General features: G+C 72.8%; 16 protein-coding genes. 11 read left to right on the plus strand and 5 right to left on the minus strand.

Annotation, left to right across the window (positions count from 1 at the left end; all coding sequences use genetic code 11):
• Positions 1-40: 40 nt before the first annotated feature.
• On the plus strand, positions 41-2455 hold the full coding sequence (locus BLR33_RS16665) for an immune inhibitor A domain-containing protein (protein ID WP_456049198.1): 2415 nt from the start codon (positions 41-43) through the stop codon (positions 2453-2455).
• Positions 2456-2603: 148 nt separating this feature from the next.
• Positions 2604-2918, plus strand: coding sequence for a hypothetical protein (locus tag BLR33_RS16670; protein WP_093785281.1), 315 nt, complete (start codon positions 2604-2606; stop codon positions 2916-2918).
• Between the two features lie 54 nt (positions 2919-2972).
• Here BLR33_RS16670 and BLR33_RS16675 read toward each other — a convergent pair whose 3' ends face one another.
• Positions 2973-3563, minus strand: a complete 591-nt coding sequence (locus tag BLR33_RS16675) for a nicotinamidase (protein WP_093785282.1) — start codon at positions 3561-3563, stop codon at positions 2973-2975.
• Positions 3564-3989: 426 nt separating this feature from the next.
• The gene (locus tag BLR33_RS16680) at positions 3990-5321 is read right to left on the minus strand and encodes a nicotinate phosphoribosyltransferase (RefSeq protein ID WP_093785283.1); all 1332 of its coding nucleotides are present in this window, start codon (positions 5319-5321) and stop codon (positions 3990-3992) included.
• Positions 5322-5440: 119 nt separating this feature from the next.
• On the opposite strand from BLR33_RS16680, the gene clpS reads away from it, so the two are divergent.
• The 9 genes from clpS (at position 5441) to rph (ending at position 12493) form a co-directional block, all read left to right on the plus strand.
• Positions 5441-5815: an ATP-dependent Clp protease adapter ClpS gene (gene clpS, locus BLR33_RS16685; RefSeq protein WP_093785284.1), complete on the plus strand. Its 375-nt coding sequence runs from the start codon at positions 5441-5443 to the stop codon at positions 5813-5815.
• The gene (locus BLR33_RS16690) at positions 5815-6378 is read left to right on the plus strand and encodes a DUF2017 domain-containing protein (RefSeq protein WP_093785285.1); all 564 of its coding nucleotides are present in this window, start codon (positions 5815-5817) and stop codon (positions 6376-6378) included. Before clpS ends, BLR33_RS16690 begins: the two co-directional genes overlap by 1 nt.
• Before the next feature lie 180 nt (positions 6379-6558).
• Positions 6559-8145, plus strand: a complete 1587-nt coding sequence (locus BLR33_RS16695) for an amino acid permease (RefSeq protein WP_093785286.1) — start codon at positions 6559-6561, stop codon at positions 8143-8145.
• 27 nt (positions 8146-8172) lie between these two features.
• Entirely contained in the window at positions 8173-8583 is a 411-nt protein-coding gene (locus BLR33_RS16700) for a Mov34/MPN/PAD-1 family protein (protein WP_093785287.1), read from the plus strand.
• A gap of 203 nt (positions 8584-8786) precedes the next feature.
• On the plus strand, positions 8787-9092 hold the full coding sequence (locus tag BLR33_RS16705) for a MoaD/ThiS family protein (protein ID WP_093785288.1): 306 nt from the start codon (positions 8787-8789) through the stop codon (positions 9090-9092).
• Positions 9092-10042, plus strand: a complete 951-nt coding sequence (locus BLR33_RS16710; RefSeq protein WP_093785289.1) for a PLP-dependent cysteine synthase family protein — start codon at positions 9092-9094, stop codon at positions 10040-10042. Before BLR33_RS16705 ends, BLR33_RS16710 begins: the two co-directional genes overlap by 1 nt.
• A 417-nt stretch (positions 10043-10459) precedes the next feature.
• A complete protein-coding gene (locus BLR33_RS16715; protein ID WP_093785290.1) occupies positions 10460-11212 on the plus strand; it encodes an MBL fold metallo-hydrolase in 753 nt (250 codons plus the stop codon).
• A 148-nt stretch (positions 11213-11360) separates the two neighbouring features.
• On the plus strand, positions 11361-11594 hold the full coding sequence (locus tag BLR33_RS16720) for a glucose PTS transporter subunit EIIB (protein WP_093785291.1): 234 nt from the start codon (positions 11361-11363) through the stop codon (positions 11592-11594).
• Positions 11595-11770: 176 nt separating this feature from the next.
• A complete protein-coding gene (gene rph / locus BLR33_RS16725; RefSeq protein ID WP_093785292.1) occupies positions 11771-12493 on the plus strand; it encodes a ribonuclease PH in 723 nt (240 codons plus the stop codon).
• A gap of 16 nt (positions 12494-12509) precedes the next feature.
• On the opposite strand, the gene BLR33_RS16730 is transcribed toward rph, so the two are convergent.
• The 3 genes from BLR33_RS16730 to BLR33_RS16740 form a co-directional block, all read right to left on the minus strand.
• Entirely contained in the window at positions 12510-13490 is a 981-nt protein-coding gene (locus BLR33_RS16730) for an ABC transporter ATP-binding protein (protein ID WP_245771482.1), read from the minus strand.
• Positions 13487-14278, minus strand: a complete 792-nt coding sequence (locus BLR33_RS16735) for an ABC transporter permease (RefSeq protein ID WP_093785545.1) — start codon at positions 14276-14278, stop codon at positions 13487-13489. Before BLR33_RS16735 ends, BLR33_RS16730 begins: the two co-directional genes overlap by 4 nt.
• Positions 14279-14366: 88 nt before the next feature.
• Positions 14367-15170, minus strand: a complete 804-nt coding sequence (locus tag BLR33_RS16740; protein WP_093785293.1) for an ABC transporter permease — start codon at positions 15168-15170, stop codon at positions 14367-14369.
• Between the last annotated feature and the right edge of the window lie 136 nt (positions 15171-15306).

Below are 15306 nucleotides of genomic sequence, written 5' to 3' on the forward strand. Positions count from 1 at the left end.
CTCCGGTGCAATGGCCTTTCCCAAGGGGAGGTCAAGCATCGTGAAAAGACAGTGGAGGATACGTCAAAGCGCAGCCCTGGTGGTCGCGGTCGCCGCACTCGGCATCCCCGCGACGGTCACCGGGGCGGCAGCCGCGACACCGGGCCATGACGCGGGCGCCGCGGCCGCGCCGGCGAGCCACGACCCGGCGCAGAGTGAACCGCACGACCTGCCGGGCCCGTTCAGCAAGCAGCAGGCGGCCGAGCACTCCGCCGCCCTCCAGCAGGTCGTCTCCGGCAAAGCCGGCGTCCAGCAGCGCAACGGCTCGCAGGTGGTCCAACTCGGCCACGGCAAGGGCAAGAAGAGCAAGTACGTGGAGCTGGGCCGGGAGAAGACCGACAAGATCTTCACCATCCTGGTCGAGTTCGGCGACCAGGTGGACAGCACCACCGCCTACGACCCGGACGGCCCGGACGGACCCGAGCCGCCCGCCCCCAAGTACGGCGGCGACCCCGGCCCGGCGCACAACACGATCGCCGCGCCGGACCGCAGCAAGGACAACAGCACCGCCTGGCAGGCCGACTACGACCGGCAGCACTTCCAGGACCTGTACTTCTCGCACGCCAAGGGCGCCGACTCGCTGGCCACCTACTACGAGAAGCAGTCCTCGGGCCGCTACTCGGTGGACGGCGAGGTCTCCGACTGGGTCAAGGTCCCCTACAACGAGGCCCGTTACGGCTCCAACTGGTGCGGCTCCAGCGTCTGCTCCAACGCCTGGGACCTGATCCGCGACGCCACCGCCGCCTATGTCGCCGACCAGAAGGCGCAGGGCCGCACCGACGCCCAGATCAAGGCCGACCTCGCGCAGTACGACCAGTGGGACCGCTACGACTTCGACGGCGACGGCGACTTCAACGAGCCGGACGGCTACATCGACCACTTCCAGATCGTGCACGCCGGCGAGGACGAGTCGGCAGGCGGCGGCGTCCAGGGCGAGGACGCCCTGTGGGCCCACCGCTGGTACGCCTACGGCAGCGACGCGGGCCGCACCGGCCCGGCCGGCAACAAGGCCGGCGGCACCCAGATCGGCAACACCGGGATCTGGATCGGCGACTACACCCTGCAGCCGGAGAACGGCGGCCTCGGCGTCTTCGCCCACGAGTACGGCCACGACCTCGGCCTGCCCGACGAGTACGACACCACCTACATCGGCGAGAACAGCACCGCCTTCTGGACCCTGATGTCCTCCGGCTCCTGGATGGGCACCGGCCGCAACGCCATCGGCGACCTCCCCGACGACATGAACGCCTGGGACAAGCTCCAGCTCGGCTGGCTGAACTACGGCACGGCCAAGGCCGCCACCCGCTCCACCACCAAGCTGGGCGTCGCCGAGTACAACACCAAGGACAAGCAGGCGCTGGTCGTCCAGCTGCCCGACAAGGCGGTCACCACCACCGTCGCCACCCCGCCCGAGGGCAGCAGCCAGTGGTGGAGCGGCATGGGCGACAACCTGTCGAACACCCTGACCCGCAGCCTCGACCTCACCGGAGCGAGCACCGCCTCGCTCAGCCTGAAGGGCTGGTGGGACATCGAGCAGAACTACGACTACCTCTACACCGAGGTCTCCGCGGACGGCGGCGCGACCTGGACCGCGCTGGACGGCACCGCCGACGGCTCGGCCATCCCGCGCGACGGCGGCGACGTCCCGGCGCTGACCGGCACCTCCGGCGCCTACGAGAACCTGGTCTTCCCGCTCGACGCCTACGCCGGCAAGCAGATCCAGCTGCGCTTCCGCTACCTCACCGACGGCGGCGTAGCCCAGAAGGGCTTCGCGGCCGACGCGATCGCAGTGACCGCGGACGGCAGGACCGTGCTGTCCGACGGCGCCGAGAACGACGGCGGCGGCTGGACCGCCAAGGGCTTCTCCCGCATCGGCGCGTCGTTCACCAACGACTACCCGGAGTTCTACCTCGCGGAGAACCGGCAGTACGTCTCCTACGACCGGACCCTGCAGACCGGCCCGTACAACTTCGGCTGGACCAGCACCCGGCCCGACTGGGTGGAGCACTTCCCCTACCAGAACGGCCTGCTGATCTGGCTGTGGGACACCTCGCAGCCGGACAACAACGTCGGCCTGCACCCGGGCAGCGGCGAGATCCTGCCGGTGGACGCGCACGCCAAGCCGCTCACGTACAGTGACGGCTCGGTGATCAGGAACCGCGCCCAGGCGTTCGACGCGCCCTTCAGCACTTACCCGACCGACGCGATCACGCTGCATGACGACGGCGTCGCCAAGCGCATCCCGGCGAAGCCCGGCACCCCGGTCTTCGACGACCACAGCGGAACGTACTGGTACGCCAGTAACCCGTACGGGAGCGTGCAGGTGCCGGACACCAACACCCGGATCAGCATCCTGAGCGAGGCGTGGGACGGCAGCACCATGACCGTCCAGGTGGCCCCCGCCCACCACCGCTGACCCGTCCGGCGCCCGCGCCTTCGGCATCAGCTGTAACAGGTGTCACATGCGTCTCTGACCTGCGGTGATGCGGTCAGTGGCGGCTCGAAGGGCGCTCCGAGGCCGCCGCCCCCTGGTGGGCGGCGGCCGATGCGCACAAGATGTGGGCATGGCGGTCGGCGGTTTCACCAAGCTCCCCGGCGGCACGGTCGTCGTGGCGCTCGTGCTGCCGCACCCGGTGTACGCCCAGCTCACGGTGCGGGTGGTGGTGCACGCGGTGAACCGGCAGCGGGCGCTGACCCGGCTGCGCAACCTCGGCTTCCGCGGCGCCCGGCTGGCCGGGAACGCCCACCCGCCCACGCCCGACGAGGTCACGGCGGTGCTGCACCACCCCGACGGGCTGATCTGGCGGGACCACGAGGCGGCCGCGGCGGCCCCCTGGCACCCGATCTCCACCCTGAACCGCCTGGCGCACCCCGCCTGAGGCCTCGCGGCTCCCCGGGGCCCTTCTGTGTCCTTCTGGGCCCTTCTGCGGGGCTCAGCCCTGGACGACGGGCTTGCCGGTCAGCTCCACGCCCGCCTCGCGCAGCTGCGCCAGCGCCTGCTCGGTGGTCTGCGCGGCCACCCCGGCGGTCAGGTCGAGCAGCACCCGCGTGGTGAAGCCCTCGCGGGCCGCGTCCAGCGCGGTGGCCCGTACGCAGTGGTCGGTGGCGATCCCGACGACGTCCACCTCGGTGACCTCGCGGTGCCGCAGCCAGTCGGCCAGGCCCACGCTGTTCTCGTCGGCGCCCTCGAAGCCGCTGTAGGCGGCCGCGTAGGCGCCCTTGTCGAAGACGGCTTCGATCGCGCCCGAGGCGACCGCGGGGGCGAAGTTCGGGTGGAAGCCGACGCCCTCGGTGCCGGCCACGCAGTGCACGGGCCAGGACGTCACGAAGTCCGGGTGGTCCGAGAAGTGGTCACCGGGGTCCACATGGTGGTCGCGGGTGGCCACGACGTGCCGGTACGAGCCCGCGGACTCCCCGATCAGGTCGGTGATCGCCGCGGCCACGTCGGCGCCGCCGGACACCGCGAGGCTGCCCCCTTCGCAGAAGTCGTTCTGCACGTCGACGACGATGAGTGCGCGGTGCATTTTCTCTCCGAGGGTTCACGGTGGCTGCTGCGGTGCTGCCGTACCGAGACTAGGGGCTCGCGCGCTTACCCGTAAGCGGGGGTCCTTACGCCTGCTGTGGTGCCCTGTGCGTATGTACGGTTCCGCTGCGGGGGGCTCGGCACGGTGCGGCGCTTCGCCACCGGACCGGAGGGGTGGTTCGGTTCCGTCCGGACCACCGGCCGGTGGGGGTTTCTGGGGGTCCCCCCTATGGGGGAGCCGTTCCCCGCGCCCCTGGTGGGTGGCCCTGTCGGGCTTCGCCACCGGACCGGAGGGGTGGTTCGGTTCCGTCCGGACCACCGGCCGGTGGGGGTTTCTGGGGGTCCCCCCTATGGGGGAGCCGTTCCTCCCCCAGAGCTTCGCCTGGGAGGTACCCCCAGCGCCCCTTCGGGGCTCTCCCCGTTGCGGTCAGATGAGTTCTGTGGGGATGACCGGTTCGCCGCGGGAGAGCTGGGTGGCGGACAGGGGGAGGCCGGCGCGGGCTTCGATGTGGCGGGCGCGGGCCGCGTCGAGGGGTTCGCGGGCGACGACCTCGCCGTGGCGGATGAGGGGGACCAGGAGCTGGCGGTCGGCGAGGTCCGGGGGGATCGGGCCCGAGCCGATGACCTCCGCGGCGGCGTGGCCCTCGTCGTCGAGCCGGCGGGCGGCCCACTTGCGGCCGCCGACGCTGGTCTTGCCGCCGAGCGACTTCTTGGCGACGGGGACCAGGGGCGCGTCCGGGTCGTCGTCGGCGGCGGCGCGGGCCACCAGTTTGTAGACCATCGAGCACGTGGGGTTGCCGCTGCCGGTGACCAGTGAGGTGCCCACCCCGTAGGCGTCGACCGGGGCCGCGGCCAGCGAGGCGATCGCGTACTCGTCCAGGTCGGAGGTGACCACGATTTTCGTCTGCTCGGCGCCGAGGTCGTCCAGCTGCTGGCGGACCCGGTGGGCGAGCAGCAGCAGGTCGCCGGAGTCGATCCGGACCGCGCCCAGCTCGGGCCCGGCCACCTCGACGGCGGTGCGCACCGCGGCGGTCAGGTCGTAGGTGTCGACCAGCAGCGTGGTGGAGCGGCCCAGCGACTCGACCTGCGCGGTGAAGGCGTCCCGCTCGGTGTCGTGCAGCAGGGTGAAGGCGTGGGCGCTGGTGCCGATGGTGGGCAGCCCGTAGCGGAAGCCGGCCGCGAGGTTGGAGGAGGAGCTGAAGCCGCCGACATACGCGGCCCGCGAGGCGGCCACCGCGGCCAGCTCGTGGGTGCGCCGGGCGCCCATCTCCATCAGCGGGCGGTCGCCCGCGGCCACCGACATCCGGGAGGCGGCGGCCGCGATCGCCGAGTCGTGGTTGAGGATCGACAGCACCACCGTCTCCAGCAGCACCGCCTCCGCGAAGCTCCCCTCCACCCGCAGGATCGGCGAGCCGGGGAAGTACACCTCGCCCTCGGGGTAGCCCCACACGTCGCCGGTGAAGCGGTAGCCGGCCAGCCAGTCCAGGGTCTCGGCGTCCACCACCCGCTCGCGCTCCAGGAACTCCAGCACGGGCGCGTCGAAGCGGAAGTTCGCCACCGCGTCCAGCACGCGGCCGGTGCCGGCCACCACCCCGTAGCGGCGCCCCTCCGGCAGCCGGCGGGTGAACGCCTCGAAGACCGACCTGCGGTGCGCGGCGCCGCTGCGCAGCGCCGCCTGCAGCATGGTGAACTCGTACCGGTCGGTGAACAGCGCGGTGGACGGCACGTCCACCGGCAGTGCCAGGTCTGCAGTGCTCATGGCGCGATGCTACCCCGCATTTCGTCAATCTGACGAGATCTCGTGGGCGGGTGCCGCTGTGCAACCCCTCACACGGCCTTCACACGCCCATTTGTGCGACGCACCCGGTGAGCGGCAGCATGGGAGTTGTGAGTGCCCACCCGCCTGACACCACCGCCCCGCCCCGGAGCGGCACCTTCGCCGCGTCCGCACCCGCTCCGGCTCCGTCCGAGGTCGAGCGCACCGATCCGGGCGAGGCCCCCTTCGAGGTCCCGGAGCCGGACGTCCCGTGGGTGACCCTCGTGCACAACGACCCGGTCAATCTGATGAGCTACGTGACCTACGTCTTCCAGACGTACTTCGGCTACTCCAAGGGCAAGGCCACCAAACTGATGAAGGACGTCCACTACAAGGGCCGGGCCGTGGTCTCCAGCGGCACCCGCGAGGAGATGGAGCGGGACGTGCAGGCGATGCACGGCTACGGTCTGTGGGCGACGCTGTCGCAGGACCGCTGATGGCCCGCCGACGCGGCCGCGCCGGATACTTCGAGCCCACCCCCGGCGGTGGGGCGGCCATCACCCTGGACGAGGTGGAGGTCTCCATCCTGCGCAGCCTCGCCGTCCAGCTGCTCGAACTCGTCGGCCCCGGCGATGCCGAGGGCGCCGACGACGCGGACCCGCTGGCCCGGCTCTTCGCCGAGGGCCCCAGCAAGCCGCCGGACGACCCGGCGCTCGCCCGGCTCTTCCCCGACGCCTACGAGGACGCCGAGGAGTCCTCGGAGTTCCGCCGCTTCACCGAGAACGACCTGCGCGCCCGCAAACGCGAGGACGCCCTGGCGATGATCCGCGCGCTGGACGCCGGCGGCCCTGTGGTCGAGCTCACCGCCGACCAGGCCCGGCAGTGGCTCGGCGGCCTCAACGACCTGCGGCTGACCATCGGCACCCGCCTGGAGGTCACCGAGGACGACGAGAGCGGGCTGTACCACCTGCCGGACAGCGATCCGCGCAAGCCGCTGGTGATGGCGTACCTGTGGCTCGGCGGCCTCCAGGAGACCCTGGTCGAGACGCTGCTGCGCTGACCTCGTGGTGCGGTGCCGCTCCGGTGCCGCCCTGAGGCGGCGGCGGCCGCCTGCTCCCCGGTCCCGCCGGGGCTGGGGCTGCTGGCCGCCTTCGCCACCCCCGCCGTCCGGGCGGTGCCGCCTCGCCCGATCCGGTGACCGTCCGGCGCGCCGCCCGCACCCGGTGGTACGGATCGCCCCATGGCGGACGAAACTCTGCGCGGCACCCCCGGCCCGGCCCGGCCCCCCTCGCCCCCGCACGACAGCGGCGAGGGCGGTGCGGGCGGCGAGGGCGGTGAGGGGTACGCCCGGGGCCTGGGCCCGCGCCAGGTGCAGATGATCGCGATCGGCGGCGCCATCGGCACCGGCCTCTTCCTCGGCGCGGGCCGGGCCATCCACCAGGCCGGGCCCAGCCTGGTGCTGATGTACGCGGTGGCCGGCGCGGTGATCTTCGCCATCATGCGGGCGCTGGGCGAGCTGCTCGCCTACCGTCCCGTCTCCGGCTCGTTCGCCGACTACGCCCGCGAGTTCCTCGGCCCCTTCACCGGCTACGCCACCGGCTGGACGTACTGGCTGATGTGGGTGGTCACGGGCATGGCCGAGGTCACCGCGGCCGCCACCTACCTCGCCTACTGGTGGCCGCAGGTGCCGCAGTGGGCCGCCGCGGCCGGCTTCCTGGTGCTGCTGCTCGCGGTGAACACCGTCTCGGTGCGGATCTTCGGCGAGGTCGAGTTCTGGCTGTCGATGGTGAAGGTCACCGCGATCATCGGGATGATCCTGGTCGGCCTGGCGGTGCTGCTGCTCGGCGTCTCGGCGGCCGGCGACACCGCTTCGGTCACCCACCTGTGGCGGCAGGGCGGCGTCTTCCCGCACGGCCTGGGCCGCTCGCTGCTCACCCTGCAGATCGTGATGTTCGCCTACCTCGCCGTCGAACTCGTCGGTGTGACCGCGGGGGAGGCCCGCGACCCGCGCCGGACCCTGCCCAAGGCGATCAACACCCTGCCCTGGCGGATCGTGCTCTTCTACGTCGGCGCCCTCACCGTGATCCTGTGCGTGGTGCCCTGGACGGTCTTCCGGCCCGGGGTGAGCCCCTTCGTCGCCGCCTTCGCCCGGATCGGCATCCCCTTCGGTGCCGGCGTGGTCAACTTCGTGGTGCTCTCCGCGGCCCTGTCCTCCTGCAACTCCGGCATGTACTCCACCGGCCGGATGCTGCGCGACCTGGCCGCCAACGGGCAGGGCCCGCGCGCCTTCACCCGGCTGGGCAAGCGCCGCACCCCGACGCGGGGCACGCTCGCCTCGGTGGCCGTGATAGGCATCGGCGTGTGGGTCAACTACGTCGATCCGGCAGGGGCGTTCACCTACATCACCGCCTTCGCCACCGTCGCCGCCGTGTGGACCTGGGGCGTCATCCTGGCCGCCCACATCCGCTACCGGGCCGCCGTGCGGGCAGGGGCCGCCGCGCCCTCGTGGTTCACCGCCCCCGGCGGCGCGGCGGCCAGCTGGGTCGCGCTGGCCTTCCTCGCCATGGTGCTGGTGCTGATCGGCATCGACCACGACGCCCGCGTCTCGCTCTACGGGGTGCCGCTGTGGGCGGTCCTGCTGGTCCTCGGCCACCGGGTGCTGCGCCGCCGCGACCCCGCCGCCTTCGCCCGCCGGCCGCACCTGGCCCCGGCACCCGCGCACGGCCGGGCGGGCGGCGGGGACGGCAGCGGCGGCAGTGATCACCGTGACGGCAGTGACGACCGCGACGACCGGCCCGATCCGCTGTCGGGGACCCCGGCGCTCTAGCCCGCGGGCCCCTGTTACGTTGCGGGCATGCTGACCATCACGCAGGAGATCCACGACGCGATCGTCGCCCACGCCCGGGCCGACCACCCCGACGAGGCGTGCGGGATTGTCGCGGGACCCGAGGGCAGCGACCGCCCGGAGCGCTTCGTGCCGATGCTGAACGCGGCCCGCTCGCCCACGTTCTACGAGTTCGACTCCACCGACCTGCTGCGGCTCTACCGCGACATGGACGACCGCGGCGAGGAGCCGGTGGTGGTCTACCACTCGCACACCGCGACCGAGGCGTACCCCTCGCGCACGGACATCTCCTACGCGAACGAGCCCGGCGCGCACTACGTGCTGGTCTCCACCGCTGAGGAGTTCCAGTTCCGCTCGTTCCGCATCGTGGACGGCAAGGTGACGGAGGAACCGGTCGAAGTGGTCGCTTCCTACACCTGACGTCCCGGATGCCGGACGGCGCCCTCGGGCCCGCGCGGGGGAATCGTTACGATGACCGCGTCGTTTCCACCTGCGGAGGGCCCAGGAGGGGCCAGGGCCACCGGTCCCGTCCCGCACCGCCCGCACCTTCCCTCCGCACCCAAGCCGCATGTAAGCCGCAAGAACGCCAGCCCGCACCATTCCGCCTGCACAGGAGCGCAGCCATGGCCATCGAGGTCCGCATCCCGACCATCCTCCGCACCTACACCGACGGGCAGAAGGCCGTGGAGGGCACCGGGACCACGCTGGACGAGCTCTTCACCGACCTGGACAGCCGGCACGCGGGCCTGCGCGACCGCGTCGTCGAGGGCGGCGAGCTGCGCCGCTTCGTGAACGTCTACCTCAACGACGAGGACGTCCGCTTCCTCGACGGCATCGCCACCAAGGTCGCCGACGGCGACAACGTGACGATCCTGCCCGCGGTGGCCGGCGGCTCCGGTGCCGCCGCCATGCCCGCCGGCGCCCGCTGATGCGGTACGACAGCGCGCTCGCCGCCGTCGGCAACACCCCCCTGGTGCGGCTGCCCCGGCTGTCGCCCTCGGCGGGGGTGAGCGTGTGGGCCAAGCTGGAGGACCGCAACCCCACCGGCTCGGTCAAGGACCGGCCGGCCCTGCACATGATCGAGCGGGCCGAGGCCGACGGCCTGCTCACCCCCGGCTGCACCATCCTGGAGCCCACCTCCGGCAACACCGGCATCTCGCTGGCGATGGCCGCGAAGCTCAAGGGCTACCGCATGGTCTGCGTGATGCCGGAGAACACCTCCAGCGAGCGGCGCGAACTGCTCGCCATGTGGGGCGCGGAGATCATCTCCTCGCCGGCCGCCGGCGGCTCCAACACCGCGGTGCGCGTGGCCAAGGAGCTGGCCGCCGAGCACCCGGACTGGGTGATGCTCTACCAGTACGGCAACGAGGCCAACCCCGGCGCCCACTACGCCACCACCGGCCCCGAGATCCTCGCCGATCTGCCCACCATCACGCACTTTGTCGCGGGCCTGGGCACCACCGGCACCCTCATGGGCGTCGGCCGCTACCTGCGCGAGAAGGTCCCCGGCATTGCGATCGTCGCCGCCGAACCCCGGTACGACGACGTGGTGTACGGGCTGCGCAACCTCGACGAGGGCTTCGTGCCCGAGCTCTACGACGGCACCGTGCTCACCACCCGTTACTCCGTCGGCTCCGCCGACGCGGTCCGGCGCACCCGCGAACTCCTGCAGGAGGAAGGCATCTTCGCCGGGGTGTCCACCGGCGCCGCCCTGCACGCGGCGCTCGGCGTCGCCGCCAAGGCGCAGCGCGCGGGCGAGCGCGCCGACGTCGTCTTCGTCGTCGCCGACGGCGGCTGGAAGTACCTGTCCACCGGCATCTACACCGCCGCCTCCACCGAGGACGCGGTGGCCGCGCTGCACGGGCAGCTCTGGGCCTGACCCCTCGGCGGTAGGGCAGCGCCGGGTCCGGGCCGGGCCCGTGCCGATACGTGCCGGGGCCACGCTTGTACGTGCCGGGTCCCGGCCACCTCCGTGGTGGGCCGCGCCGGTCCGTCCGGTCCGTACCGACGGCGCTCACCGGCCGGCTCCGGGCCCGCGGGTCCGGCGAACGGGCCTGCCGGGCAGGCCGGAACGGGCCGCGGAACCGGCCCCGCGGGCGCCCCGCGGGCACCCGCACGGCCGACCGCGGGCGCTCACCCGCACGGGTGACCCGCACTGGTGATTCCGCCCACAACCGGGCCCCGCGGGAGCGCGGCGGCGAGCACGCCGTTTTACCCTCTCTAAACGTGGCGGGCGTCCCGCCACCTCGGAGCCGGACCGGGCCGATGCGCCGCGCCAACGGAGGTGTACCCCGCGATGAACCTCACCGTCGTCGGCTGCTCGGGCTCGTTCCCGTCCGCGGACTCCGCGTGCTCGAGCTACCTGATCGAGGCCGACGGCTTCCGGCTGCTGCTCGACATGGGCAACGGCGCTCTCGGTGAACTCCAGCGCCACTGCGGCCTGTACGACCTGGACGCGGTCGTCCTCAGCCACCTGCACGCCGACCACTGCATCGACATGTGCGGCTACTTCGTCGCCCGCTACTACCGGCACGAGGGCGGCCCGGTCTCCGCGATTCCCGTCTACGGCCCGGCCGGCACCGAGCGGCGGCTCAACATCGCCTACGGCGACGTGCCCGACGACACCTGCATGAGCGAGGTCTTCGACTTCCGCACCCTGCGCACCGGCTCCTTCGAGGTCGGCCCGTTCAAGGTGACCGCCGCCGCGGTCTGCCACCCGGTGGAGGCGTACGGCTTCCGGATCGAGGCCGACGGGCGGGTGCTGGCGTACTCCGGCGACACCGGGCCGTGCGAGGCGCTGCTCTCGCTGGCCGGCGGCGCCGACCTGTTCCTGTGCGAGGCGTCCTTCACCGCGGGCAAGGAGGACATCCCCGACCTGCACCTCAACGGCCGGGAGGCCGGCCAGGTGGCGGCCCGGTCGGCCGTGGACCGGCTGGTGCTCACCCACATCCCGCCGTGGACCAACCCCTCGGTGAACCTGCGCGACGCCCAGGCCGCCTTCGCCGGACCCGTCGAACTCGCCAAGGCCGGCGCGGTCTACGAGGTCTGAACCCGGGCCCGACCCGGGCTGACCCGGCCTGATCGCGGCCCGGCCCGGTCCTGGTGCGGCCACGGCAGGCGCGGACCGGCCGGGCGTGACATAACGGAAGGCGGCGGACCCGTCGGCCGGCCGCCACGGGCGAAGGCAGGAGGCGCAGATGGCCAGCAAGGCAGAGAAGATCGTCGCCGGGCTCGGCGGCATCGAGAACATCGAGGAGATCGAGGGCTGCGTCACCCGGCTGCGCACCGAGGTGGTCGACCCCGGGCGGGTGGACGAGGCCGCGCTGAAAGCGGCGGGCGCGCACGGCGTGGTGAAGATGGGCAGCGCCGTGCAGGTCGTCGTCGGCACCGACGCGGACCCGCTCGCCGCCGAGATCGGGGCGCTGCTCTAGCCGGGCGGCGACCCGGGCTCCAGCCGGGCGGCCCCCCGGAGCCGGCGCCGGGCCGTCCTTGCCGCGTGCCGGCCGCGTCCCCGTCGTGCGTCCGGCTCGGCTCCCCGCCGGGGCGCGGGCCGCCCGGGGAGCGGGCGGCGCGCGGCCGGGTCCGTCACCCGGATAGGCTCGGGCGCATGTCACGATTCGACGGCCGCACCCCCGACCAGCTCCGCCCTGTCACCATCGAGCGCAACTGGAGCAAGCACGCGGAAGGGTCCGTCCTGGTCTCCTTCGGCGACACCCGCGTGCTCTGCACCGCCAGCGCCACCCAGGGCGTGCCCCGCTGGCGCAAGGGCAGCGGGGAGGGCTGGGTGACCGCCGAGTACAGCATGCTGCCGCGGGCCACCAACACCCGCGGCGACCGCGAGTCCGTCCGCGGCAAGATCGGCGGCCGCACCCACGAGATCTCCCGGCTGATCGGCCGCTCGCTGCGGGCCGTGATCGACTACAAGGCGCTCGGCGAGAACACCGTCGTCCTCGACTGCGACGTGCTGCAGGCCGACGGCGGCACCCGCACCGCCGCGATCACCGGCGCCTACGTCGCCCTGGTCGACGCGGTCGCCTGGATGCAGGCCAACCACCTGGTGCGGGCCAAGGCCAAGCCGATCACCGGCAGCGTGGCCGCGGTGAGCGTCGGTATCGTGGACGGCACCCCCGTGCTCGACCTCGCCTACGAGGAGGACGTGCGGGCCGAGACCGACATGAACGTGGTGTGCACCGGCGACGGCCGCTTCGTGGAGGTCCAGGGCACCGCCGAGGGCGTCCCCTTCGACCGCGCCGAACTCGACGCGCTGCTCGCCCTGGCCACCGCCGGCTGCGCCGAGCTGACCAAGGCCCAACTGGACGCCCTGGCCTGAGCCTTCGCCCGCCGCGTCACGAAGTGGCCCCGTACATCCGGGAGATGACGTCCTCGATGGCGGGCTCCCGGATGGACAGGTCCACCAGCGGGTGGTCGGCGGCGAGCGCGGCCACCAGCGGGGCCGCGCTGCGGCCGGCCGGGAAGGCGAAGGACTGGCGCGGCCCGTCCACGCCTACGCAGCGCGCTCCCGGCAGGTCGATCGGCGGCAGCTCGCGGGCGAAGTCCGCGATCAGGGTGCGCTCGCTCTCGCCGGAGGCGTGCAGCCCGTCCAGGCCCCCGTCGTAGACCAGCCGGCCGTGGTCGATCACCATCACCCGGCGGCACAGCGACTCGATGTCGGTCAGGTCGTGCGTGGTGAGCAGGATCGTGGTGCCCCGCTCGGCGTTGAAGCCGCGCAGGAAGTCCCGCACCCGGCTCTTGCTCACCACGTCCAGGCCGATCGTCGGCTCGTCCAGGTAGAGCACCTCGGGGTCGTGCAGCAGCGCGGCCGCGATGTCGCCGCGCATCCGCTGGCCGAGCGAGAGCTGACGCACTGGCACCTCCAACAGCGGCCCCAGATCGAGGAGTTCGACGCACGTGTCGAGGTTGCGGGCGTACACCGCGTCGGGCACCCGGTACATCCGGCGCACCAACTCGTAGGAGTCGCGCAGCGGCAGGTCCCACCACAGCGTGGTGCGCTGCCCGAAGACGACGCCGATCCGGCGGGCCAGCCTGGTCCGCTCGCGGGTGGGGTCGATGCCGTCGATGCGGATGCGGCCCGCGCTGGGGTTGAGGATGCCGGTGAGCATCTTCACGGTGGTGGACTTGCCCGCGCCGTTCGGCCCGATGTAGCCGACGACCTCGCCGCGCGGCACCGTGAAGGAGATCCCGTCCACCGCGCGCACCCGGGTGCGGGTGCGGCGCAGCGTCCCGGTCTTCCGCCGGACGTCGAAGACCTTCTCGACACCGTCGAGTTCGATGACCGGCGCGGTGCCGGCGGTGGTGCTCACGGTCAGCTCCCTGTGCTGCGGTAGGCGCGAAGTCCCGCCCGCCAGGCCGCGGCCGCCGGCAGGCAGCACAGCAGCGCGACGGCGGGGGAGGCGAAGTCCAGCCAGCCGGGCAGGCCCAGCGGGTCGGGGCGGCCCAGCACGTGGAGCGCGGGCAGCCAGTTGACGAAGGCGAGCGGCACCACGAAGGTGACCCCGCGCACCAGGTCCCGGGCGAAGATCCCGGGCGGGTACTGCAGCATCGTGTTGCCGCCATAAGTCACCGAACTCTGCACCTCGGCGGCGTCCTGGGCGAGGAACTGGAAGGCGGCGCCGGCCACATAGACCGCGCCGAAGATCACCGCGCCCGAGACCAGCATCACCGGCACCAGCGCCACGTTCACCGGGCTCCAGCGCACGTCCACCCGCAGCAGCGCCCAGCCCAGCACCAGCACGCCCTGGGTGATCCGGCCCAGCCGGCGCAGCGCGAAGCGGTCGGCGGCGACCTGGGCGAGCACCGGGGCCGGGCGCAGCAGCAGGACGTCGAGGGTGCCGTCGCGCACCCGCCGGCCCAGCCGGTCCATCGAGCCGAGCGTGAGGTCGGCGATCCCGAAGGAGGTGCTGGTGGCGCCATAGAGCAGGGCCACCTCGGGCAGGGTGAACCCGCCGAGCGCGTGGATGTGGGCGAACATCAGCACGATGGTCAGGAAGTCCAGCCCGGTGGCGGCGAGGTTGCCGAGCGCGGTCAGCACGAAGGAGGTGCGGTAGGCCATCGTCGAGCGCACCCACATGCGCACGATCAGGGCGTAGGCACGCATCGCCTCGGCCGGCTGCCACCGCGGCTCCTGGTGTTCCGGCCGGCCGGCGGCCGCGGGCAGCGCCGCCGCGACCTCGCCGGGGGTCAGCTCAGCCACCCTGCACCACCACCCGCCGGGCTGCCACGCCCTGCAGTTGCCGCCCGGCCGCCAGCAGCAGCACCGCCCACCCGGCCTGGAACGCCAGCGCGGCCAGCGCGCCCGTGCCGCGGTGCCGGCCGAGCAGCACATCGGCGGGCACCTGGAGCATCGCCGACCAGGGCAGCGCCCGGGCAACCTCGCCCAGGCCGCCGGGGAAGACGTTGAGCGGCAGCAGCATCCCGGAGAAGAACAGCCCGGCGAGCATCGCCATCTGCGTGGCGCCCACCCCGTCCAGCAGCCAGAAGGCGCTCAGCGCCACCAGGAAGCGCAGGCCGAAGCTCACCACGACGCCCAGTGCCACCGAGACCAGGAACAGCAGCCAGGTCCCCGGGGCCGACGGCAGCGCCAGGTCGAAGAGCAGGGCGCCGCACACCATGGGCGCGACCCCGCGGCCCAGCAGCTGGAAGGCGGCCCGGCCGAGGTCGGCCGACAGCCACCAGGTCTGCAGGTCGGCCGGGCGCATCAGGTCCACCGCGATGTCGCCGGACCTGATCCGGTCCATCAGCTCGTCCTCGAACCCGCCGCCCATCAGCGCCATCACCGCCAGCATCGCCTGGCCGACCCACACGTAGGTGAGCGCCTGCGGCTCGCTGTAGCCGCCCAGGTGCGGCCGCTGGTCCCACAGGGCGATGTAGCTGTAGGCGATGATCAGCCCGAAGACGCTGTTGGTCACCACCCCCGCCGCGGTGGCCGAGCGGTAGGTCGCATAGCGGCGGAAGCCCCGGGTGACCACGGCCCCGTAGAAGCCGCCCATCGGATGTGAACCCCCTCACGTGGCGCGCGACACAAGCCGCCGAGCCTATTACCGCTCCGACCAGGCGCGCCAACGGTTTTAGCCGTCCGAACAGGTGAGCAGGATGCGCCGGACGGCCCGTCACAGCCCTGTCACG

Origin of the sequence: Actinacidiphila guanduensis (genome assembly GCF_900103985.1) — a bacterium.
GTDB classification, from domain to species: domain Bacteria; phylum Actinomycetota; class Actinomycetes; order Streptomycetales; family Streptomycetaceae; genus Actinacidiphila; species Actinacidiphila guanduensis.